This is a genomic window from Parvibaculum sp. (assembly GCF_039973015.1).
In the GTDB taxonomy this organism is placed as follows: domain Bacteria; phylum Pseudomonadota; class Alphaproteobacteria; order Parvibaculales; family Parvibaculaceae; genus Parvibaculum.
The window spans coordinates 259,914-280,317 of the sequence record NZ_JBDWLT010000008.1 but is presented as its reverse complement, the minus strand read 5'-3'; the positions used below and the strand labels follow the sequence as shown (position 1 = coordinate 280,317).

Here is a 20,404-nt window from a genome sequence, read left to right as displayed (position 1 = left end):
CCCGCGACTACGGATCTAGCATTGCTTCTTCCCACCCTCCCGCAGGGGGAGGGTGGGAAGAGAGATCGCATTGAAAATCACCTTCACCCCACGAAAACGACCGCGCTCTGGCTGTCGCGGACGCGGGCGTCCTCGTTCACGGTGAAGGCGGAGACGATGTAGCCGCTGGCGCCCATGAAGATGCCGGTGCCGCGCTCGACGCGGAAGGTGACATGGCCGAGCTGGACCGCAGGGTCCGGCGTTTCGCCAAGGCTCCCGTCCCCCGTGCTCGTATAGAAGAGCGAGCCGCCGCCAAAGACGATCTCGCCCGTTTCCGAGAAGCCGCCATAATCGTCGTTCTCGACCACGGCATTGCACTTCGCCGTGGCCGCACCACCCGCAACCTGCGCCTCGATGGCGCCGGGCTGGAGGATCGCCTCCGTCTCGACATTCATGCGGCGGCCCATCTCGTCTTCCGGCGAGGCCTTACCCTCGAAGATGAGCTGAAAACGGATTTCGCGGGTCATGAACCGGCCTTTCAGGCTGCGCGGAGATTGTCCTTCTTCACCATCGCCTCGACTTCGTCGAGCGCCTTGTGGACGGCGGCGAACATTTCCTCGACCTGTTCGAGCGTGATGATGAGCGGCGGGCAGAAGGCGACGATGTCGCCCGCCAGCGCGCGGAGGATGAGCCCGTTGCGCTGCGCGGCGGCGACAACGGCGGCGCCGATGCCGGCCTTGGGATCGAAGGAGCGCTTGTCCGACTTGTCGGCGACGAGTTCGATGGCGCCAATAAGGCCCTTGGCGCGGGCATGACCGACGAGGGGATGCTCGGCGAGGCGCTCGACATGGCCCTCGAAGCGCGGCGCGAGGCCGCGCACATGGCCGACGATGTTGCGCTTCTCGTAGATCTCCAGCGTCTTCGCGGCGACGGCGGCGCCGACCGGATGGGCGGTATAGGTGTAGCCGTGGCCGAAGACGCCGATCTTCTTGCTCTCGTCGATCATCGCCTGGAACATCTCCTCGCCGACCGTGACGGCGGCGATGGGGAAATAGGCGGATGAGAGCGCCTTGGCGACGGAGATCGAGTCGGGCTTCATGCCGAATGTTTCCGAACCGAACATGTTGCCCGTGCGGCCGAAGCCGCAGATGACTTCATCGGCGATGAAATAGATGTCGTATTTCTTCAGCACCGCCTGGATCTTCTCGAAGTAACCGGCGGGCGGAATGATGACGCCGCCGGCCCCCATGATCGGCTCGGCGATGAAGGCCGCGACCGTATCCGGGTCTTCTTTTATGATGAGGTCTTCGAGGTTCTTCGCGAGCCGCGTCGTGAACTCGTCTTCCGTTTCGCCCGGCTCCGCGTAGCGGTAGTAATGCGGGCAGTCAGTGTGGAGCACGCCCTCGATCGGCAGGTCGAAGTCGCGGTGGTTGGCGGGCAGGCCCGTGAGCGAGGCGGAAGCCACGGTGACGCCGTGATAGCCACGCGTGCGGGAAATGAACTTCTTCTTGTTCGGGCGGCCCTTCGCATTGTTGTAGTACCAGACGAGCTTCATCTGCTGGTCGTTCGCTTCCGAACCCGAACCGCAGAAGAGAACCTTGGAGGCGGCGTGCGGCGCGATGGCCTTGAGCCGTTCGGCCGCTTCCGCCGCGCGCTCATGGCTCTTGCCGCCGAAGGTATGCGTGAAGGGGATCTGGCGCATCTGCTCGGTGGCGGCGTCGATCAGCTCCTGCTCGTTATAGCCGAGCGAGGTGCACCACAGACCGGCAAGGCCCTCGATATATTTGTTGCCGCCATTGTCGAAGACATAGATACCCTCGCCGCGCTCGATGATCATCGGGCCCGTCTCGCGGAACGTGTCGAGATTGGTGTAGGGATGGACAAGCGTTTCGATATCGCGAACGGCGGCGTTGGACAGGCTCATCGGGGAGCTCCTCGGATTTTCATTGTGCGGCTTGGCGGCATAATGGGAGGGGGAGCGGGTGGTGTCAAAGGGCGGTAGGTCTCTGCGCTTATCGTCTGGACCACCCTCCCCCTGTGGGAGGGTCTGAAAATCCGTCAGGATTTTCAGGGGAGGGGTTCTCCGCCATCGTCAAATTGCGCGCTTCCGGTTATGCGCCGAACGCTCTCGCTTACCCCTCCCCGAAAAACCCTGCACTGCGTTTGAGTTTTTCGACCCTCCCTCAGGGGGAGGGTGGGAAGAAACGGAGAGGCCGGGCCATGACGATTTTGCCTAAATACCGGTGTGAAGGAGCGCGCTGAGGTCACGCATCAAGGGCGCTATCACCGTCTGATCGGTTTGAAATGAAAAACGCACTATCTGCTTCCAGGAATCACCGTGTCCAATTTCGCCCCTGACTTCGACATGACCCAAGGTATGTAGTTCGAGACAGAGGAAGTCCGGCTCCCAGGTTCCCGTGAGTTTCGCAATTGCGTGCCCGTTACGGGACATCGTCGCAAGACTCGATATCGCACTGGCCAGATGCTTTTCGGAGAAGTAGAGGTCGTGCTCGAATGCCAGCCATCCAGAGCGAACGCGGAGCAACGCCTTCCAGCCGCTTCCGTCGGAGAAACGCTCGATATCTTCGAGGACAAGAAGCTTGTCCGCGTCATTGGTGACAAGTTCTATGCGGGTCGGAAGCACAAGCTGAACCTCACCACCCATCGGGCGGTGTAAACCCGCCGAGAATATCCTCGAACATCGCCGCGACCTCGATGGTCGTGTAGTCCTCCAAGTGCGGGCCGATGATCTGGATGCCGACGGGTTTGCCCGCGCTCGTGACGCCGACCGGCGCGACGGAGGCCGGGAGATAGGAGACGACGGCGGGGCCCGCCCAGACCAGCACATCCATGTAGGGCCGCATGACGCCGTTCACTTCGAGCGCGCGCTTGTGCCAGTTGCTGTCGTGATTGTGCTCGAAGGCGGGGCGCATCAGCACCGGCGCGAGCACGACATCGTAGCTTTTGAAGAAGTTGTGCCACTTCCAGCGGAACTGGGCTTGGCGTTCCTTCCAGATGGCGCGCTCGGCGAGCGAGAGCGTGCCGCCGATGGCTTGCAGCGCCTGATGGCTCTTGTCGTCCGCGGCGAAGCCCTTTTTCATTTCGGCCCAGTGATCGCGGATGCTTTGCGGCATGCCGGCGCCGATCTGCGAATGGAGCAGGATGAGATAGCACTCGGTGATGTCAGCCAGCGTGAAGTCGGGCCGTGCGTTCCAGTCGACGCTGGCGCCGGAGGCTTCGAGCGCCTTGGCCGCATTGATGAGAAGCTCGGCGCTTTCCGCGTCGATGTCGCAGAACTCGTCTTCGATCCAGACGGCGACGCGAAGCTCGCGTGGCTTCGTCGCGCGCGGCGCGGGAAGGTCGAGCTTCCAGCCCGCCGCATCCGCCCAGTCGGGCCCGGCGGTGAGGGAGAGGAGGAGGCGGAGATCCTCGGCGCTGCGGGCGAGCGGGCCCGCGACCGAGAGATCGCCTTCGGACAAGGCACCGGGCGGCGGCGAGAGATGGCCGCGCTTCGGCACGATGTCGAAGCTCGGCTTGTGGCCGAAGACGCCGCAGAGATGGGCGGGGGTGCGGATCGAGCCGCCGATATCGGAGCCGAACTCGGCCGCCGTGAAGCCCGCCGCGAGCGAGGCGGCGGACCCGCCAGACGAGCCGCCGGGGCCGCAGTCGAGCGCCCAGGGGTTGTTCGTCGTGCCGTAGATGTCGTTATAGGTCTGGAGGTCGCCGGAAAGGTAGGGGACGTTGGTCTTGCCCATGACGATGGCGCCCGCGCGCTGGAGCCGCTCGACCGCGGTGGCGCTCTTCGCGGGCACATGGTCCTTCCAGACCGGGGCGCCGCCCGTGGAGACGATGCCCTCGACTTCATAGGCATCCTTGATGGTGAAGGGCAGGCCGTGGAGCGGCCCCTTGATCTCGTCGCGGGCGAAGGCCTCGTCGGCTTCCTTCGCGAGTGTCATGGCGCGGTCGAAATCGCGGGCGATGACGGCATTGGTCTTGCCGTCGAGCTTCTCGATCCGCGAGATGTAGTGGCCGGTGAGCTCCACGCTCGACAGCTCGCGGCGGCGGATGATCCGGCCGAGGTCGGAGGCGGACCGGAAATGAAGCTCGGTCATGGGGAAACTCCCTGTTTCGATGTGCTTTGGCGATTTGCCGTTTTGCCGCCCATTAGAGGGGGCAAGGCCATGCGAGGCAAGGATTCGGGGGGCGGGCATGAGGGCAAGCGTTGTCCGCCGGGGGCTTCGCCGCTAGACTGACCCAAACGGGGATAAGGCCGGGAAAACCCGGCGTCACTTCAGGAAATGAGGAAACGAGACCCATGCAGGGATTGATGCAGGACTGGCCGCTGCGCGTGACGAGCATTATCGACCACGCCGCCCGCTTTCATGGCGACCGGGAAATCGTGACACGGACCGTCGAGGGTCCGATCGCGCGCACCACCTACAGGGAAGTGCATCTGAGGGCGCGCAAGGTCGCGCAGGCGCTGACGCGGCTCGGCATCAAGGAAGGCGACATCGTCGCGACCATGGCCTGGAACACGGCGCGCCACCTCGAAGCCTGGTACGGCATCATGGGGATGGGCGCGGTCTGCCACACGCTGAACCCGCGCCTCTTCGCCGAACAGCTCATCTACATCATCAATCACGCGGAAGATAAGGTCATCTTCCTCGACCTGACCTTCGTGCCGATCCTCGAAGGGATCGCCGACAAGCTGCCCAACGTGAAGGCCTATGTCATCATGACGGACAAGGCCCACATGCCCGAGACGAAACTCCCGAACGCGCTCTGCTTCGAGGAGATCGTGGAGGCGGAAGACGGCGAGTTCAAATGGACGGAAGTGGACGAGAACGCGGCTTGCGGCCTCTGCTACACGTCGGGCACGACGGGCAACCCCAAGGGCGTCCTCTATTCGCACCGCTCCAACGTGCTGCATTCGATGGCGGCGAACATGGGCGACGCGCTCGGCATGAAATCGGCGGACGCGATCCTGCCCGTGGTGCCGATGTTCCACGCGAATGCCTGGGGCATTGCCTTCGCCGCGCCCGCTGTCGGCGCGAAGCTCGTCATGCCCGGCGCGAACATGGATGGCGAGAGCATCTATGAGCTTCTCGACAAGGAAGGCGTGACCGTGACGGCGGCTGTGCCGACCGTCTGGCTGATGCTGCTGCAATATCTCGAAAAGACGAAATCGGAACTGCCGAAGCTCGAGCGCGTGGTGATCGGCGGCTCGGCTGCGCCGCGCTCCATGATCGAGGTCTTCGAGGACAAGTACGATGTGAAGGTCTTCCACGCCTGGGGCATGACGGAAATGTCGCCCATGGGCACGCTCGGCGCGCTGAAGGCGGGCATGGACGAGTGGGATCTCGAAAAGCAGATCGACGTGAAGGTGAAGCAGGGCCGCGCGATCTATACGGTCGAGATGAAGATTACGGACGACGACGGCAACGAGCTTCCCTCCGACGGCAAGGCCTTCGGCCACCTGATGGTGCGCGGACCGGCCGTCGCCGGCGCCTATCTCAAGGGCGAGGGCGGCAATATTCTCGATGAGGATGGCTGGTTCGACACGGGCGACGTCGCGACCATCGACGAACAGGGCTACATGCAGATCACGGACCGCGCGAAGGACGTCATCAAGTCCGGCGGTGAATGGATTTCCTCCATCGAGATCGAGAACCTCGCGGTCGGTCACCCGAAGGTCGCGGAAGCCGCCGTTATCGGCATCGTGCATCCCAAATGGGACGAACGCCCGCTGCTGATCATCGTGCCGAACGAGGGCGAAAGCCCAACCAAGGACGACATCCTGCGCTACATGGAAGGCAAGATCGCCAAGTGGTGGATGCCGGACGACGTGGTCTTCGTGGACGAAATCCCGCACACGGCGACGGGCAAGATCCAGAAGCTCGCGCTGCGCGAGACGTTCAAGGACTATACGCTGCCGACGGCAACCGCTGCCGAGTAGAAAGGCGCGCCGGGCAAGGCAAACCACATCCCGGCGGACACCCCGTCCGCCGCAACGAAAGAACAGAACACCATGACAGGTGACAAGTCGCGGCTTGCCGTGTGGGGCTTGAGGGTATCCGTCCTCGGCCTGGTGATACTCGCGCTCGGCATTCTCGGTCATCGCTTCGGCGTGATCGACTTCCGTCCGGCGCTGCTTGGCCTCGCAGGTGGCGCGGCTATCGGCCTGATCGGCGCTGTGGTTTCCGCCGTCGCACTCATCATCAGCATCATGTCGTCGCGGAGCGGCGTGCGCACGGCAATCGCCGGTCTGGTGATCGGGCTTCTCGTTGCGGCACCTGTCGGGCAGGCGATGATCGCGGGATCGAAAGTGCCGGGCATCCACGACATCACGACCGACCTCGACAATCCGCCCGCCTTCGACGCGGTGGTGGCCGAACGCGGGACCACATCGAACCCGCTCGACCGGGCGGAACCGGCGGACCTCGCCGAGTTGCAGGCGCAGGCCTATCCAGACCTCACGACGCTCGAAATCGACATGCAGCCCGGCAAGGTCTATGAAGCCGCGCTCGAAACCGCGCGCGAGATGGGCTGGGAAATCGTCGCCTCCAACCCCGCAGAGGGGATGATCGAAGCGACGGCGACGACGCGCGTCATGAACTTCAAGGACGATGTCGCGATCCGCGTCACCGAACGCGGCGACGGCGCGGCGGTCGATATGCGCTCGGTCTCACGTGTCGGCATCAGCGACATGGGCGCGAACGCGAACCGCATCCGCACTTACCTGCACGCGCTGAAGGTGAAGCTCGGCGCGGCGGGATGACGCCGGTTTTCTAAGCCAGCCAGTAGTCGTTTCCGAGGCCGGGCTTGCCTTTCGTTGCGACGGCGCCGGTCGCGACGAGGTGCTCCATATGGGCAAGCACGGAGCGCGCGGCAGCCGGGTATAGCCGCTTGTCGACGGCGGCATACATGATCGGCACCATGTCCTGAATGCGCGTGTGGCCGGCGGCGAGCTGTTCCATGATCTGGCGCTCGCGGTCCTCGCGATGTTCGATGAAGGAGCGCACGAACGGCTTGGGATCGGTGATCGCGGGACCATGCGTCGGCCAGTAGACTTCATCATCGCGCTCAAGAAGCAGGCGGAGCGAGGCCATATACTGCTCCATGTTGCCATCGGGCGGACTGACGATGCTGGTTGACCAGCCCATGACGTGATCGCCGCTGAAGAGCGCCTTCTCTTCCTGAAGCGCGAAGCACATATGGTTCGATGTGTGGCCCGGCGTGTAGACACATTCGACCGTCCAGCCATTGCCTTCGATGATGTCGCCGTGGCGAACCTCGAAATCCGGCACAAAAGCCATGTCGCCGTCTTCCTCGACCTGCACATCGTCCGGGGTGTTGAGCTGGCCCGAGCCATGCGGCCCGTAGGCATAGGTCTCCGCGCCGGTGAGCGCCTTCAGGGGCGCGGCGGCGGGCGAGTGATCGCTATGCGTGTGAGTGATGAGGATGTGGGTGACGGTCTCGCCTTCGAGCGCGCGCATCAGCGCCCCGACATGCTCATTGAGCAGGGGACCGGGGTCGACCACGGCGACTTCGCCCTCGCCGATGATATAGGTGCCCGTGCCCTTGTAGGTGAAGGCGGACGGATTGTTCGCGACGACGCGGCGGATCAGCGGCGACACCTGATCGCAGTCGCCATATTCGAACTCGATCTCGCGGACGTAAGGTATTTGAACGGCCATCTCTCCTCCGGTGTTGGCGGCAGATTGGACCGTCTGGCACCGGATCGCAATGGCGCGGTCAGCTTGCCTTTCTGAAGACGTCGCGGCTGCGCGCTCCGCCCTGTGCGACACGTGCGAGATTGCTGCGCATCCGTACAAGCATGTCGATGAACGCGGTTCGTTCGTCATCGGTGAAGCCCGCATAGGCCTCATCGAGAATTTCGTCGCCAGCCTCCCACATCTGATCGAGCAGCGGCTGCGCCTTGCCGGTAAGGAAAAGCTGCTGCGCGCGCCGGTCGTTGGGGTCTGGCCTGCGCTCTACCACGCCGAGGCTGACAAGCTTGTCGATAAGCCGCGCCACGGTGATGGGCTGGACTTCGAGAAGATCGGCAAGACCGACCTGATTGAGCCCCTCATGCCGCGATAGCTGGGCGAGGGCGCCCCATTGCGCCTGTGTGAGGCCGCTGACGCGCTCCGAGAATGCCACTTTCATGAAGCGGGAATTGTCGCGGAGAAGGAAGCCCGTGCTGCGATCCGGATTCTGGTTCTTGCCGTTACTCATGATTTTCACCCGCCGCTTTAGTAGAGTGTATGCCTGTTAATAAGGAAGGCTTAGTATATGGGTGCAAATCGAGGCTGGGCAAGGGGCCTCCTTCGGAGGCGGAAACGGTTCTATGCGGGAATGAGAGAGCGGGGCGCGGCGGACAAGCCGCCGCACCGGGAAATCCAGGTCTCCTTCGGGGGAGACGATCAGTAGATGGCGGCGATATAGGCCACGAAACCAGCCGCATAAAGCGAGAGCAGTGTGTAGCCGCCGGCCACAAAGGCTTCGGTTCCGTTGAAGCCATGAACCGCCTTGGCGGGCACGGTTTTGACGGCCGTCCAGAGGCGTTCAGCCTGGGCCGTGATGTCGGCACCAAGAGACCTCGTATGCGCCGCCACATTGGATGCGAGATGCTGTGCGGAAGTCATGGGCTTACCTCGTTCGTTCGAATGTCACTCAGTCCGGCCCGATCGTTTCCATCCCCCTTGAAGGGGCTGTCGCCTTGCCGGCGATTCTCTTGTCTCGTTGAACTGAAGATATGCTGCATCGCACAAACTGACAAGATGTCAGCCTATGAATATTTTGCGATGCGGCGAGACATTCTGCCGCACTGCACCCAAAAATAAGGGGCGGTTTCCCGCCCCTTTTTCGTGTCCGTCTCGTTTGGCGCCGTGTTGGCCGAAAAGTCAGATCTTGCGTCCGGCGGCTTCCCAGTAAGGCTCGCGGAGCTTGCGCTTGAATATTTTCCCGGAGTCCTCTCGCGGAAGGTCGCTGCGGAACTCGACTTTCCGGGGCACCTTGTAGCCCGCGACCCGCTCGCGCAGGAAAGAACGGACATCGCCCTCCTGAAGGGTCACGCCCGGCTGGGGCTGGACGACGGCGCAGAGGGATTCGCCGAATTCCTCGTCGGGAATGCCGAAGACGGCGCAATCGCCGACGCCCGGCATCTTGTGGAGCTCGGCTTCGATCTCGGCGGGATAGATGTTCACGCCGCCCGAGATCACCATGTCCTTGGCGCGGTCGCAGAGATAGAGAAAGCCGTCCTCGTCGAGATAGCCGACATCGCCGAGTGCGATGAGCCCGGCCTTTTCCGAGTTGCGGCGCTTCTCGTCGTCGCGGTGATAGGTGAAATCCGGGATGGTGGACGTTCGGCAGACGATCTCGCCGGTCGCGCCATGCGTGAGTTCCTTGCCGTCCTCGCCGATCACCATGACCTTCGCATCGTCGACCGCCTTGCCGACGGTGCCGGGATGGGCGAGATATTCTGCCGAATTGCAGAAGACGACCGCGCCGGTTTCCGTGCCGCCGTAGTATTCGTTGATGACCGGCCCCCACCACTCGATCATCGCCTGCTTGACGTGAACAGGGCAGGGCGCAGCCGCGTGAACCACGAAGCGCAGCGAGGAAAGGTCATATTTCTTTTTCACCTCGTCGGGAAGCTTCAGTAGACGGACGAACATGGTCGGCACCATGTGAAGATGCGTGACCTTGTGGCGTTCGATCATCTGCAGCAGTTCTTCCGGGTCGAAACGCGGCTGAAGGATGATGTTCGCGCCGACGCGGAAGGCGTAGAGCCCGTAGGCATTGGGCGCGGAGTGATACATCGGGCCGGTAACGACTGTGACCATCTCCTGCGGCTCGCCGTAAGCGGCATTGAAGCCCATCACCTTGCCGATGATCGAGGCCCAGGCAACGGCCTGCTCCGCGGTGGGCGGCGCGCGGCGCACACCCTTCGGATGGCCGGTGGTGCCGGATGTGTAGATCATGGAGCCGGGCGGCTCGGCGGGGCCTGCCTCGATGGGCGGGAACTGCGCGAGCCATTCGCTCCAGCTCTGCGCGCCCGGCGGAAGTTTCGCGTCGTCGGGCGACAATCCATAGGCCGAGACGATCTCGGGCGGTGTCTCCACAACGAAGACCGGAACATCCTTCGGGATCGCCGTTTCGATGCCGCGCAGAAGGTCGGCATGGATGACGATGGCCTTGGCGCCTGAGTTCTCGAAGATGTAGCGCGCCTCATCGGGCGAGTTGTGCCAGTTGACGGGGGTTGAATAAGCGCCGACCAGCCCGGACGCCGCGGAGGCCTCCATGAAGGGAAAGTCGTTTCGCAGATAAACCGCGATGACGTCTCCCGGCCCGATGCCGAGGCTCTTGAAGCCGCTCGCGGCGCGCGCGGCCCGCTCCTGAAGCATGGCGTTTTCGGCCGTCCGCGTGCCGGAAATGATCGTCGCTCCGCCCATCGTCTCCTCCCCAGGTGACTCTGTTGTTTCGGGGGAGTGTAGCAGTAGCGCAGCCGGGGAAAACGGCAATCGGGGCTCCGCAAGCCGTAATCGGCGGGGAAGGGATGGGTAGGGGGCCTGCCCCTGCGTCAGGCATTTTATGGAACTCCTGTGGAACCCGGATGAAAACCGCGCGTTCTCTTTCCCGACCCGGCACGGCGGTTCTGCTGCCGGCCACACTGTCCCGGCGCATGACGCGCCGGACCTGTCACCACAGACGGAGACCATTCATGTTGCGCAAGACTCTCTTCGGCATTGCCCTGATCCTCCCGCTCGCGGGCGGTCTGGCCGCATGCGACGACGAAGGCCCCATGGAAGAGGCGGGTGAGGAACTGGATCAGGCTACGGATTCGGGCTCGATGTTCGATGACGGCCCGGCCGAGGAAATGGGTGAAGGCATCGACGACGCGACCGGGAACTGATCGGTCGCGGGGACGTTGTTTCATATGTCCCCGATGGCTAGTTGCGTACGAGTATTCTGAGCCCGCTTCTCCTCCCCCCGGGAGAGGCGGGCTCTTCTCATGCCGGAGCTAGCTGTAGCGCGCCTCGCGCTTCTTGCCTTCGTTCCCGGCCTTGACCTCGCCGAGCGCCCATTCGAGATCGGTGAGATAGGTGCCGGTCACGCTCTCATGGAAGGGCGAAAGCATGAGGTGGAGGCCCTTCGGCTCGGTGGTGAGGCTGGTGAACCAGCCGCGCTCGAAGAGCTTGCCCCAGACGGCGAAGGGATCGACTTCGTCATGGGTGAAGGAAACGATGCCGAGCTGCGGGCGGCCAAGAACACGGAAGCCGAGCTTCGCGATCCCCGCCTCAATGGCCTCGCGCGCATTCGTCACTTGTTTGTGCTTTGCGCGGTAGCCTTCCTCGCCCAGAAAATTCATCACCGCCCAGGCCGCCGCGATGGCGCCGCCCGGCCTCGTACCCGCGAGCGTCGGCGTGACCATTCGCCCGCCCGGCCAGTCCGCACAATCGAAGATCATGTGCGCACGAAGTTCTTCTGAGCGGAAGAGAACGGTGGAAGCACCCTTGGCGCAGTAGCCATATTTGTGAAGATCGGCGGACATCGACATGACGCCCGGCACCTCGAAGTCGAAGGGCGGCACGTCGCCGCCATTCATGCGCACGAAAGGCGCGATATAGCCGCCGACGCAGGCATCGACATGGAGCCAGAGGTTCCTTTTCGTGGCGAGCACGCCGAGTTCCTCAATCGGGTCGATAAGGCCATAGGGGAAGCAGGGGGCGGAACCGACGAGCATGATGGTGTTGGCATCGACCGCCTTTTCCATCGCCGCGACATCGGCCAGAAGATCGGCGCAGGGGATGCGGCGGATCTCAAGCTCCATCAGCTTCGCCGCCTTGTCGAAGGCGGGATGCGCCGACCACGGCGCGACGATGTTGCACTGGCCCTCGACACCGCGCTCCTTGCGGGCGTAATCGCGCGCGGTCTTCACCGCCATCGTGATTGAGTCGGTGCCGCCTGATGTGATGTTGCCGGCCGCGCCTTCCGGCCCGTGAAGCAGGGCGAGGCCCATCTGGACCACTTCCTCCTCCATTTGTTTCAGACTCGGAAAGGCCATCGGGCCGAGGCCGTTTTCCGACATGAACATCGTGTAGGCCTCTTTCTGAACCTCCGCGACATCCGGCCCGGCATTGAAGACGTAGACGGCGGTCTTCCCGTCACGCCATTTGACGTCATGGGAGCCGCGCGCCTCCATCTCGGTTTTCAGCTTGCCCCATTCGGTGCCCTGCTTCGGCAGCGTCACGCCCATTTCTTCCTCCTGTCATTCATTCGGGAGAAGACTAGCAGATAGGTATGGGGAAGCATCAATGGTGATGTTCGTGACCCTCGCCATGATGCAGCATCAGCGACGGTGCGGGATAGGCGAGCGAATGCGGGTCGACGCCGGGAGCGGGGAACTCATCCCAGGAAATGGCGCCATCCTCGCAAGTCTGCGCGACCGGGAAGAAGAGCATCATTGTCTCCTTGTCGTCCGGCAGCTTCATCGTCAGCGCGAACTCGTCGAACATGTCGTCGGGAAGCGGTCCGCCCTCCCACGTGACCTCGACCACGCCTTCGGAGACTTTCTTGCCATGGATTTCATAGGTCTGCGCGTAGGGTGCGGTTTCGGTCTTCACCGTCCAGCCGGACTTCGGCTGAGGCTTCACGGAGATGGCACCTTCGGGAATGCGAACCGAGACGGCGGTGGTCGCCGACCCGTCGCAGCCATGCGGCACACGGAAGACCGCCTTGTAATAGGCGCCCGCGGAGGCCATCGGCCCGTCGAGGACGACATGCGCGGCGGCGGGCGAGGCGAGGGCAAGAACGCCCAACAAGGAAAGCGAGAACGCCGAGAGTTTCATTCGATTTCTCCAATGACGGTTTGTTGTTCAGAATGCGAGTTTGAGACCTGCGAACACGCTTCTTCCTTCGCCCGGATAGAAGACGTTGGTCGCGGCCAGAGCTGAATCCGTGATGTTGCTATAGGTCGAAACGTAGTGCTTGTCGGTCAGGTTGCGCGCATCGACGAAAAGACGAACGCCTTTCATGAGATCGACGCCACCCTCGATGCCGAAGGTGGTGTAGCCGGGCGCCTTGAGACGGTTTGCGTAATCGACATAACCGCCATCCGGCACCCATTCCATTTTCGGTGCGATGTCCCAGCCAAGGCCGTTCGGCGCGGACGATTTGTAGCGGAGCGCCGCGACATAGACATGGGGCGGCATGCCCGCGAGCTTGTTGTCGCCATAGGTGGCGTCGCCATCGAAGGCGAAGTCGCTATACATATAGGCCTGCTCGAACAGGAGGCGGCCGCCGCCCGGCAGATTTCGCAATCCCCACGCACCAACATCAAGCGTGAGCGAGGCCTCGATCCCCTGATGGATCGTCTCATCGGCGTTGAAGGTGGAAGCGGGTATGCTCGGGCTCACCGTGTAGTTGATGAGTTCGCCCTTAACCCGGGCGCGGTAGAAGGCCACGTCCCATGCGACGTTCCTTGCGGTACCGCGTGTGCCGATTTCTGCCGTGACCGCACGCTGCGGATCGAGCGGTACGAACTGGAAGACAGTCGCCTGCACGAGTTCGGAGAAGGTCGGCGGCTCATAGCTGCGCGTGACATTGCCATAGACCTGCGCCGTCTCCGCCACGTCCCAGAGGACGCCGGCTTTCGGACTTACTGAGGTGAAATCCGCGCTGTCGCTCTGCGCGGGCGCGAGGTCGTTGGTGAATTTCCTGTAGGAGTGAACGGCCTGCAACCCGCCGACCAGCGCCACATTTTCGACCACATAGAAATGGTTCTCGGCGTAGATCTTCAGATTGGTCGAGGTCTGCGTACCGCTTGCGAGCAAGGCGCCGCGCGAACCGGAGAGGTTCGCATATTGTTTTGCATCGACCTCACCCCAGGAGAAGTCGCCGCCGATGGTGAGCATGTTGCGGTGTCCGGCAACAAGGCTTTCCGTGTTGTAGCGCGCGAAGAGACCGGCCAGCGGCCCGCGCTGGTCGAGGACGCGGAAGATCGGATGATAGAGCCGCTTGTAACCGGCATATCCGCCGAAATCGAGCGTCGAACCTTCATCGAGTGTGAGGGTCGTCTTGTTCGCAAAGCGAAGGGAGCGGACATTGCGCTGCTGGTTGAGCGCGATGTTGCCGGGGCTTGCGAGTTCCGGTGTGTTCTCCACCTGCGCAAGCGTCAGCGTACCCGGCAGTTCCTGATCGACGGTGTTGGAAACGAGATAGAAGCGCGTCTCGGCCGCGTCGTTGAAGCGATGACCGAGATTGGCAGAAAAGCGGATGCTCTTTTCCGATTCCTGCTGGCGGAAGCCATCCACATGATTGGCGCTCATGGCGGCGAAGAAATCCGTATTGCCGAGAATGCGCGCGGTTTCGGTGTGGATACGCGCCGTGCCGTAGCTCCCGCCCTCGAAGCGGACGAGGTTTGCGGCCTGCGCCGTATGGGCAGTGGGCGTGACGAAATTCACCGCGCCGCCAAGTGTTGCCGAACCGAAGCGAAGCCCGTTGCCGCCTTTGTAGACTTCGATGTGCTGCGCGATGAGCGGATCGATCTCCTGAAAATCGGCCGCACCATCGGCGAGGTTATAAGGAACGCCATCCTGAAGGATTTCGAGGCCGCGCATATGGAATGACCGCGAAAGTCCCGAGCCGCGAATGGAAAGGCGGACCTCGGCGCCAAAGCGCTTGCGCGCATAGACGCCGGGCGTGAAGTCCATCACGTCCTCGAAGTTATGCGCATAGGTGTCCTGATAGCGCGTCGCCGGAACGAGGGAAACGGCGCCGGGAATGAGCGACATTTCCTGCTGCGCCTGCGCAACGCCGGGGACGGTGAGTGTGCCGAGGGAGAAGGAAGGATCGGCAAGACCGGAAAGGGGAGTGACGACCTCCTCGCCCTCCACGACGATTTCCGGAAGGACGATCGCTTCATCTTCTGCCGCATAAGCGGGGGTGACGATTGCGGAAAGGAGCGCAGCCAGAGCCGCGCCCCCGAATGGGGGAGAAATCTTCATGTTGCCTGCCCAAAAAGTATGTGCGCCCGCTAGCGGGGCGCGCTGCAGGCGTCGTTATGAAAGGGTTATTGGACGCTTGAGGTCAGGCAGGCGGGGCGCGGGAATGGTTGCTGTAGGAAATGCCGCCGGAGAACGCGGCATAGGCAACACGCAGCGGCGCAGGGAGCGCCCATTGCGGCGCGGGGAGCGCGAAGAAGCCAGCAAGCGCGGCGGCACCGCAATGATGAACGCAGGATTTGCAGTCATGTACGCTTGAGGCCGGGGCGGCCGGTTCGACGGGATTACCCTGCTCGTCGATATAGACCGTCTGCGCAACGCCGCCGGAACAGATTACGGTCTGGAAAAGACCATCCGTCGAGGGGGTGGCGAGCTGGAGCGCGAGGGGCGAGGCGATATGGAAGAACATCGCAAGCAGCGCCAGCACCTGTACGGCACCGAAGCGGGCGAGCGGCGTTTGCCCATATGTTTGTGTCTTCCCCATGAGGAAAAACATACGCCCGGAAAAACCGCAGCGCCACAGATTCGAAAAGCGCAGTTTGTCGCATGAGGGCGGGTTCGGCCTATACTCCTTCCCAAAGGCGTGAAATAGCCGGATAGGGAGGGAGTAGAAAATGACCGCTTATGAAGACCTCACATACGAGGTGAAGGACCGTATTGCCGTGCTGACGCTCAACCGGCCGGACAAGCTCAATGCCTGGACGGCGGCGATGGAAAAAAGCGTGAAACAGGCGATGGCGGCGGCCGTCGCCGACGACAAGGTTCGCGTCATCGTGGTGACGGGCGCGGGGCGCGGCTTCTGCGCCGGTGCGGACATGAATCTGTTGCAGCAGATCAAACCGGAGAAGTGGGAAGATCGCGAATTGGCGACAGCCTCGCGCGAGGAAGAGTTCGATTTTGCCAGCGGGCTGGGCCCCGATGTGAGCCCGCATTACGGCGGACGGTTCGGCTATCTCATGCAGGTGAAGAAACCGGTCATTGCCGCGATTAACGGGCCGGCGGCAGGGCTCGGCCTCGTATTCGCGCTTTATGCGGATATGCGCTTTGCAGGTTCGGAGGCGAAGTTCACGACGGCCTTCGCAAGCCGCGGCCTTATCGCCGAACACGGGGTTTCATGGTTGCTGCCGCATCTTGTCGGACCGGCCCGTTCGCTTGATCTTTTGATGTCGGCACGCAAAGTGCCTGCGGCGGAGGCCGAAAGCATGGGGCTCGTCAACAAGGTCTTCCCGCAGGAAAAATTCATGGCGAATGTCATGGATTATGCACGGATGCTTTCCCAGACCGTGTCGCCGCGTTCCATGGCCGTGATGAAGGCGCAGATATGGAAGGCGCTGTTCCAGAATTTCAACGACGCGCTCGAGATCGGCGACAGCGAGATGCAGAAGAGCTTCGCGAGCGAGGACTTCAAGGAAGGCGTGGCGCATTTTGTGGAGAAGCGCGCGGCGAATTTCACCGGACGCTGAGCACATATGGCGGAATAGAAAAGGCGCGGGATTTCTCCCGCGCCTTTTGCCGTTTGTGCATATGGCTCAGAAGGTGACTTCGACACCCGCGAGCGCTTCGATGCCCGGCGCGACGAAGCCGTTGGCCGGTTCGTAGTGAGCATCGAGCAGATTATTCACCCGCGCCGTGAGCTTCACATTCTCTGTGAGGCGGTGCGATCCGGCAATGTTCACGACCGTGTAGGGACCGGGATCGAGATAGAAGCCGAAACCGTCGCGCGGGACGTCACGGTCGATATCCACCCATTCCGTATTGGTCGAAAGAACCGTGCCGGGAATGACTTCCCAGCTTGCCGTGAAGCCGAGCTGGTGCCGCGGGCGGCGGACCATCGAACTTGCGAACTGATCGGAATTCACGATCGTCAGTGTGTAGTCGAGACGCGTGGTCAGTTCCGCAAACGGATTGTACTCGATGAAGGCTTCGACGCCCTTGGTGTCGAGTTCGTCGATGTTGATGGCGGTCGAGTTGGCGCCGACAAAGACGATGGAGATTGCGTCCTCGATCTTCGTTTCGAACCAGGTGGCACCCGTGCGGACCTTGCTGCCGAAGCCTTGTTCGAGGCCGACTTCAAAGCCCCGGCTCTTTTCGGGCGCGAGGTCGGGGTTTCCCGTATAAACGCCGGACGGGAAGCCGCCAAACGTGTTCACGTCGAAGCCGTAACGCTGATAGAGCGAGGGCGTCTTGAAGCCCGTGCCGTAGGAAACGGTGACGCGTGTATCCGTCTCCGGGTTGTAGATGCCGGGGGCGAAGGTGAAGGTGAAGCGGTCCTCCATATCTTCGGGCATGTCGTAGCGCGCGCTGATTGTCGCGAAGAAACGATCGCCAACGCTTATGTGATCGCCGGCATAGAGAGCGAAGGCATTCGTCTTCGCATCCGAGGATTGCGTGATGACGAAGCCGCCGAGATCGCGGTAGCCGCTCGACTCGAACTCGTCGCGCGTATAGCTGCCGCCAATGGAGAGCGTCTGTTCCGGCGTGAGGTCGAAGGCGTTGTCGAAGGCGGCCTTGATGGTCCGGCCCTCATTCGTCGTGCGGTCGAGATAGATCGAGCCGCCGGGATCCGGGGTGTCGTTCGAATCCGACTTCTGGTCCGTGTAGCCCAGCGAGAAATTCGGCCGCCACTTGCCGTCGAGGAAGCGTCCCGAAAGGTCGCCGCCAATGAAGAGGCGCTTCGACTCGAAGATGCTATCGAAGTTCTGGTAGACGCTGGCAAAGCCGGCGGTCGAACCGTCGGCATCCGTATCGGCTTCGGCTTCCGTATACTGAACGAAGACGGAGCCACTCACATTTTCGTTGAATGCCGTGCCGATGCGGCCGGAAGCGGAGAGCGTTTCCGTGCCGTCCTCTTCTTCGCCGCGGGCGTCGCGAAGGCGGGCCGGCGTGATGTCATTGCCATCCGTATCCTCGCGCGAGACCGAAAAGAAGTAATCGGTCGCGCCGAAGCTGCCGCCAGTGCTCGCATAGGTGTTGAGGGTGCCGAGCGTGCCGCCTTCGATGCGCGCCGTCACCGACGGCTTGCCGGCACCCGACTTCGTGATGATGTTGATGACGCCGCCGATCGCCTGGCTGCCGTAAAGGGCGGATTGCGGGCCGCGCACGACTTCGATCCGCGCCACATTGTCGAGCGGGATACCGGCGAGATTGGCCGCACCGTTCGGGAAGGCCGGGTCGTTCAGCGGCATGCCGTTCAGGAGTACGAGCGTGTGATTGGAATTCGCGCCGCGCGTGAAGACCGTGGTCACGGTGCCGCGTGCGCCCGAAGGCACGACATGGAGTCCCGGCACGGAGCGGAGGGCGTCGGTGATGTCCTGGTACTGGAACTTCTCGATCTCTTCCGCCGTGACGATGGTGTAGGAGCTCGAGACTTGCTTTACCGGAATGGGTTCGACGCCCGCCGATACGAGAAGTTCCGGTGTGACGATTGCCTCTTCCGCATGTGCGGAGGTGGCGGCAAATGCCGCGAATGTGAGGGCGACGCAGGCCCCCCAGCCTTTGATAGTCATTGAGTTCAGAGTCCTGTCTCTCTTGCGCGGCCACCCCGGCCGCATGGCGCCGGTGCGCGGGGAGAGAGACATGGAAACGGAAATCCAGGCGGCTCATTGCCGAACGGCAGATTGCCAGCGGATCGACGTCCCCCTGGCACACCCCCGGCCACGGCAGATGACGAACTCGCTGGCAGGTCTCCTGGCTCGCGGGTCATGGGCCTCGTTCCGTCTTCCCGGGATGCCAGCCCTTTGAAAAGGACCGTGGCAGCCAGTGACATGATTGGAACGAAGCCTCGCCGCTTACAGTTGCGGGGGCAGCCAGGGCATTGGCTTTCGCCTCACCCTGTTCCCTCTTGCCTCCTTGGGTGCGCCCTCTAAAGGACGTCCCTCGGAACCATCGAGTGGGCGCATCATAGGGGGGAGGGGGCGTCTGTCAAATTTGCGGTTTCACGCCTTGGCGCCGGGCCGGGCCGATACCGCCGCATGCCAGCGCAACAGGTCTGTGTGCTCCGGCTTCGGTTCGTGTTTCACCCATTTTGCGAAATCGATGCAGACAAGTGCCGTGATGTCGGCAAGCGAGAAGCTGTCGACAGCAATGTAGTCGCGGCCCTGGAGACGCTCGTTGAGCACGTCGAAGAAGCGCGTGAGGCGCTGCGAGCCGCGCGCTGCCAGCTCCGGGATCTGCGGCAGGTCGATGGGGCCGGGAAGGGCGCGGCCGGCCATGCCCTTCGAGGTGTTCCGCAGGACTTCGGCGATGGGCATGAAGCCCTCGAATTCGATTCGCGCGTTCCAGCTGAAGACGAGGCCCTTTTCGGCAGGGGTGGTGCCAAGAAGGCGGGGTTCGGGCGCAACTTCCTCGGCCCAGGCGGCGATGCCGATATTCTCCGTGAGGATCGTGCCGTCCTCGAGTTTCAGTGCGGGCACAGTGCAGGCGGGGTTGATCTTGCGATAGGCCTCGCCGAGCTGTTCGGCCTTGGCGAGGTCGACCTGCACCGTCTCATGGACGATTCCCTTCTCGGCGAGCAGGATGCGCGCGCGTCGCGGGCTCGGCGCGGCGGTGAAATCGTAAAGCGTCACGGACATGGGGAGATTCCTCGCAATTTTATCGTTACCGGCGGCAGGCCCGCTCCGGCCCGCATCTTGCTGACGTTAGCCGATGCTACTCAACAGCTACAGGGGATGTCTTGTTATGAAACTGTTTCGGCTGAACCGTCTTAAAATGACGGCCTCGGCGGCCATGCTTGCAGCGGGTGCAGGTTCGGCGGCTTTTCTCATGAGCGCCAAGCCGGTCCACGCCTGTGCGCCGGGCGGCGGCGGCAGCTTTGGCTCCATTCTCGACCTGATCGGCGGCCTGCTCGGCTGGTAGAGCCAGCGGGAAGCGACGATCCGAAACGAACAAAGGCTCCCGCGCCGATAAGCGCCGGGAGCCTCTATTATGAATTGGCGTCTTTTAGTGGTCGGAGTGGCAGGATTCGAACCTGCGACCCCCTCGTCCCGAACGAGGTGCGCTACCAGACTGCGCCACACTCCGCTCGCCAATTCGAGGCGGCGTTATAGCCGTCAAACCCCGGGGCCGCAAGCGCGAACGGGGCAGGGCGGCCCCACTTTCCGCCGGAATCGGCATGCGCTGCATCCGGTTGCACCCCCGGGGCGATGCCGGTATGTTCCGCCGCGTTTCGCGAGGCCGTTTACACCGGGCCTCTCGGCCCTGCTGGGGCGTAGCCAAGTGGTAAGGCAGCGGGTTTTGATCCCGCCATTCGGAGGTTCGAACCCTCCCGCCCCAGCCAGACCGGTCTGGCCTTCCGTGCCTTCCTGCCACGATATTTACCGCCTGCCGCGGGGCGTTTCGGCCTCTGCATTCTTCCGCCTTGCGGCCAATGCTCTGTCTGCTGACAAAAAATGGCGTTTTTTGCTTCCGAATCCGGTCTC

General features: G+C 62.7%; 19 protein-coding genes, 2 tRNA genes and 1 riboswitch. Of the genes, 6 read left to right on the top strand and 15 right to left on the bottom strand.

What is annotated here, in order from left to right; genetic code table 11:
• Positions 1-83 precede the first annotated feature (83 nt).
• The 4 genes from ABJO61_RS07450 to ABJO61_RS07435 all read right to left on the bottom strand — a co-directional run bounded on the left by ABJO61_RS07450 (position 84) and on the right by ABJO61_RS07435 (position 4,091).
• Positions 84-506, bottom strand: a complete 423-nt coding sequence (locus ABJO61_RS07450; protein ID WP_348327747.1) for a hypothetical protein — start codon at positions 504-506, stop codon at positions 84-86.
• A gap of 11 nt (positions 507-517) precedes the next feature.
• The gene (locus tag ABJO61_RS07445) at positions 518-1,903 is read right to left on the bottom strand and encodes an aminotransferase (RefSeq protein ID WP_348327750.1); all 1,386 of its coding nucleotides are present in this window, start codon (positions 1,901-1,903) and stop codon (positions 518-520) included.
• 309 nt (positions 1,904-2,212) lie between these two features.
• Positions 2,213-2,644: a hypothetical protein gene (locus ABJO61_RS07440; RefSeq protein WP_348327753.1), complete on the bottom strand. Its 432-nt coding sequence runs from the start codon at positions 2,642-2,644 to the stop codon at positions 2,213-2,215.
• Positions 2,634-4,091 (bottom strand): amidase, encoded by a 1,458-nt coding sequence (locus tag ABJO61_RS07435; protein WP_348327756.1) that lies wholly within the window; start codon positions 4,089-4,091, stop codon positions 2,634-2,636. Before ABJO61_RS07435 ends, ABJO61_RS07440 begins: the two co-directional genes overlap by 11 nt.
• Positions 4,092-4,294: 203 nt before the next feature.
• Here ABJO61_RS07435 and ABJO61_RS07430 point away from each other — a divergent pair, with 203 nt between their 5' ends.
• Positions 4,295-5,935, top strand: a complete 1,641-nt coding sequence (locus ABJO61_RS07430) for a 3-(methylthio)propionyl-CoA ligase (RefSeq protein ID WP_348327759.1) — start codon at positions 4,295-4,297, stop codon at positions 5,933-5,935.
• Positions 5,936-6,007: 72 nt separating this feature from the next.
• Positions 6,008-6,757: a DUF1499 domain-containing protein gene (locus ABJO61_RS07425; RefSeq protein ID WP_348327762.1), complete on the top strand. Its 750-nt coding sequence runs from the start codon at positions 6,008-6,010 to the stop codon at positions 6,755-6,757.
• A gap of 10 nt (positions 6,758-6,767) precedes the next feature.
• Here the strand turns inward: ABJO61_RS07425 and ABJO61_RS07420 are convergent, their stop codons facing one another.
• The 4 genes from ABJO61_RS07420 to ABJO61_RS07405 form a co-directional block, all read right to left on the bottom strand.
• A complete protein-coding gene (locus ABJO61_RS07420) occupies positions 6,768-7,676 on the bottom strand; it encodes an MBL fold metallo-hydrolase (protein ID WP_348327765.1) in 909 nt (302 codons plus the stop codon).
• A 58-nt stretch (positions 7,677-7,734) separates the two neighbouring features.
• The gene (locus tag ABJO61_RS07415; protein WP_348327768.1) at positions 7,735-8,217 is read right to left on the bottom strand and encodes a MarR family transcriptional regulator; all 483 of its coding nucleotides are present in this window, start codon (positions 8,215-8,217) and stop codon (positions 7,735-7,737) included.
• Between the two features lie 188 nt (positions 8,218-8,405).
• Positions 8,406-8,627, bottom strand: coding sequence for a hypothetical protein (locus tag ABJO61_RS07410; protein ID WP_348327771.1), 222 nt, complete (start codon positions 8,625-8,627; stop codon positions 8,406-8,408).
• A 258-nt stretch (positions 8,628-8,885) separates the two neighbouring features.
• Positions 8,886-10,436: an acyl-CoA synthetase gene (locus ABJO61_RS07405; RefSeq protein WP_348327774.1), complete on the bottom strand. Its 1,551-nt coding sequence runs from the start codon at positions 10,434-10,436 to the stop codon at positions 8,886-8,888.
• A gap of 269 nt (positions 10,437-10,705) precedes the next feature.
• On the opposite strand from ABJO61_RS07405, the gene ABJO61_RS07400 reads away from it, so the two are divergent.
• Entirely contained in the window at positions 10,706-10,897 is a 192-nt protein-coding gene (locus ABJO61_RS07400) for a hypothetical protein (protein ID WP_348327777.1), read from the top strand.
• A gap of 108 nt (positions 10,898-11,005) precedes the next feature.
• Here ABJO61_RS07400 and ABJO61_RS07395 read toward each other — a convergent pair whose 3' ends face one another.
• From ABJO61_RS07395 to ABJO61_RS07380, 4 genes are all read right to left on the bottom strand, one after another.
• A complete protein-coding gene (locus tag ABJO61_RS07395) occupies positions 11,006-12,241 on the bottom strand; it encodes an aspartate aminotransferase family protein (RefSeq protein ID WP_348327780.1) in 1,236 nt (411 codons plus the stop codon).
• A gap of 55 nt (positions 12,242-12,296) precedes the next feature.
• Entirely contained in the window at positions 12,297-12,833 is a 537-nt protein-coding gene (locus ABJO61_RS07390) for a YcnI family protein (RefSeq protein WP_348327783.1), read from the bottom strand.
• A 27-nt stretch (positions 12,834-12,860) separates the two neighbouring features.
• A complete protein-coding gene (locus ABJO61_RS07385) occupies positions 12,861-14,990 on the bottom strand; it encodes a TonB-dependent receptor (RefSeq protein WP_348327786.1) in 2,130 nt (709 codons plus the stop codon).
• A gap of 82 nt (positions 14,991-15,072) precedes the next feature.
• A complete protein-coding gene (locus ABJO61_RS07380) occupies positions 15,073-15,471 on the bottom strand; it encodes a DUF2946 family protein (protein ID WP_348327789.1) in 399 nt (132 codons plus the stop codon).
• Positions 15,472-15,601: 130 nt separating this feature from the next.
• Here ABJO61_RS07380 and ABJO61_RS07375 point away from each other — a divergent pair, with 130 nt between their 5' ends.
• The gene (locus ABJO61_RS07375) at positions 15,602-16,450 is read left to right on the top strand and encodes an enoyl-CoA hydratase (RefSeq protein WP_348327792.1); all 849 of its coding nucleotides are present in this window, start codon (positions 15,602-15,604) and stop codon (positions 16,448-16,450) included.
• Between the two features lie 66 nt (positions 16,451-16,516).
• Here ABJO61_RS07375 and ABJO61_RS07370 read toward each other — a convergent pair whose 3' ends face one another.
• Positions 16,517-18,493 (bottom strand): TonB-dependent receptor, encoded by a 1,977-nt coding sequence (locus ABJO61_RS07370; protein WP_348327795.1) that lies wholly within the window; start codon positions 18,491-18,493, stop codon positions 16,517-16,519.
• A 153-nt stretch (positions 18,494-18,646) separates the two neighbouring features.
• Positions 18,647-18,889, bottom strand: a riboswitch (cobalamin riboswitch).
• A gap of 33 nt (positions 18,890-18,922) precedes the next feature.
• Positions 18,923-19,558 (bottom strand): glutathione S-transferase, encoded by a 636-nt coding sequence (locus ABJO61_RS07365; protein WP_348327798.1) that lies wholly within the window; start codon positions 19,556-19,558, stop codon positions 18,923-18,925.
• 106 nt (positions 19,559-19,664) lie between these two features.
• Here ABJO61_RS07365 and ABJO61_RS07360 point away from each other — a divergent pair, with 106 nt between their 5' ends.
• Entirely contained in the window at positions 19,665-19,841 is a 177-nt protein-coding gene (locus tag ABJO61_RS07360; protein ID WP_348327801.1) for a hypothetical protein, read from the top strand.
• Between the two features lie 88 nt (positions 19,842-19,929).
• Here ABJO61_RS07360 and ABJO61_RS07355 read toward each other — a convergent pair.
• Positions 19,930-20,006 (bottom strand) — tRNA-Pro (locus ABJO61_RS07355).
• Positions 20,007-20,187: 181 nt separating this feature from the next.
• Here ABJO61_RS07355 and ABJO61_RS07350 point away from each other — a divergent pair.
• A tRNA-Gln gene (locus ABJO61_RS07350) sits at positions 20,188-20,262 on the top strand.
• Positions 20,263-20,404 lie beyond the last annotated feature (142 nt).

Coding starts and splice junctions, on each gene's coding strand:
- ABJO61_RS07450 (WP_348327747.1), bottom strand. CDS start 506: ATGACCCGCGAAATCCGTTTTCAGCTCATCTTCGAGGGTAAGGCCTCG.
- ABJO61_RS07445 (WP_348327750.1), bottom strand. CDS start 1,903: ATGAGCCTGTCCAACGCCGCCGTTCGCGATATCGAAACGCTTGTCCAT.
- ABJO61_RS07440 (WP_348327753.1), bottom strand. CDS start 2,644: ATGGGTGGTGAGGTTCAGCTTGTGCTTCCGACCCGCATAGAACTTGTC.
- ABJO61_RS07435 (WP_348327756.1), bottom strand. CDS start 4,091: ATGACCGAGCTTCATTTCCGGTCCGCCTCCGACCTCGGCCGGATCATC.
- ABJO61_RS07430 (WP_348327759.1), top strand. CDS start 4,295: ATGCAGGGATTGATGCAGGACTGGCCGCTGCGCGTGACGAGCATTATC.
- ABJO61_RS07425 (WP_348327762.1), top strand. CDS start 6,008: ATGACAGGTGACAAGTCGCGGCTTGCCGTGTGGGGCTTGAGGGTATCC.
- ABJO61_RS07420 (WP_348327765.1), bottom strand. CDS start 7,676: ATGGCCGTTCAAATACCTTACGTCCGCGAGATCGAGTTCGAATATGGC.
- ABJO61_RS07415 (WP_348327768.1), bottom strand. CDS start 8,217: ATGAGTAACGGCAAGAACCAGAATCCGGATCGCAGCACGGGCTTCCTT.
- ABJO61_RS07410 (WP_348327771.1), bottom strand. CDS start 8,627: ATGACTTCCGCACAGCATCTCGCATCCAATGTGGCGGCGCATACGAGG.
- ABJO61_RS07405 (WP_348327774.1), bottom strand. CDS start 10,436: ATGGGCGGAGCGACGATCATTTCCGGCACGCGGACGGCCGAAAACGCC.
- ABJO61_RS07400 (WP_348327777.1), top strand. CDS start 10,706: ATGTTGCGCAAGACTCTCTTCGGCATTGCCCTGATCCTCCCGCTCGCG.
- ABJO61_RS07395 (WP_348327780.1), bottom strand. CDS start 12,241: ATGGGCGTGACGCTGCCGAAGCAGGGCACCGAATGGGGCAAGCTGAAA.
- ABJO61_RS07390 (WP_348327783.1), bottom strand. CDS start 12,833: ATGAAACTCTCGGCGTTCTCGCTTTCCTTGTTGGGCGTTCTTGCCCTC.
- ABJO61_RS07385 (WP_348327786.1), bottom strand. CDS start 14,990: ATGAAGATTTCTCCCCCATTCGGGGGCGCGGCTCTGGCTGCGCTCCTT.
- ABJO61_RS07380 (WP_348327789.1), bottom strand. CDS start 15,471: ATGGGGAAGACACAAACATATGGGCAAACGCCGCTCGCCCGCTTCGGT.
- ABJO61_RS07375 (WP_348327792.1), top strand. CDS start 15,602: ATGACCGCTTATGAAGACCTCACATACGAGGTGAAGGACCGTATTGCC.
- ABJO61_RS07370 (WP_348327795.1), bottom strand. CDS start 18,493: ATGACTATCAAAGGCTGGGGGGCCTGCGTCGCCCTCACATTCGCGGCA.
- ABJO61_RS07365 (WP_348327798.1), bottom strand. CDS start 19,558: ATGTCCGTGACGCTTTACGATTTCACCGCCGCGCCGAGCCCGCGACGC.
- ABJO61_RS07360 (WP_348327801.1), top strand. CDS start 19,665: ATGAAACTGTTTCGGCTGAACCGTCTTAAAATGACGGCCTCGGCGGCC.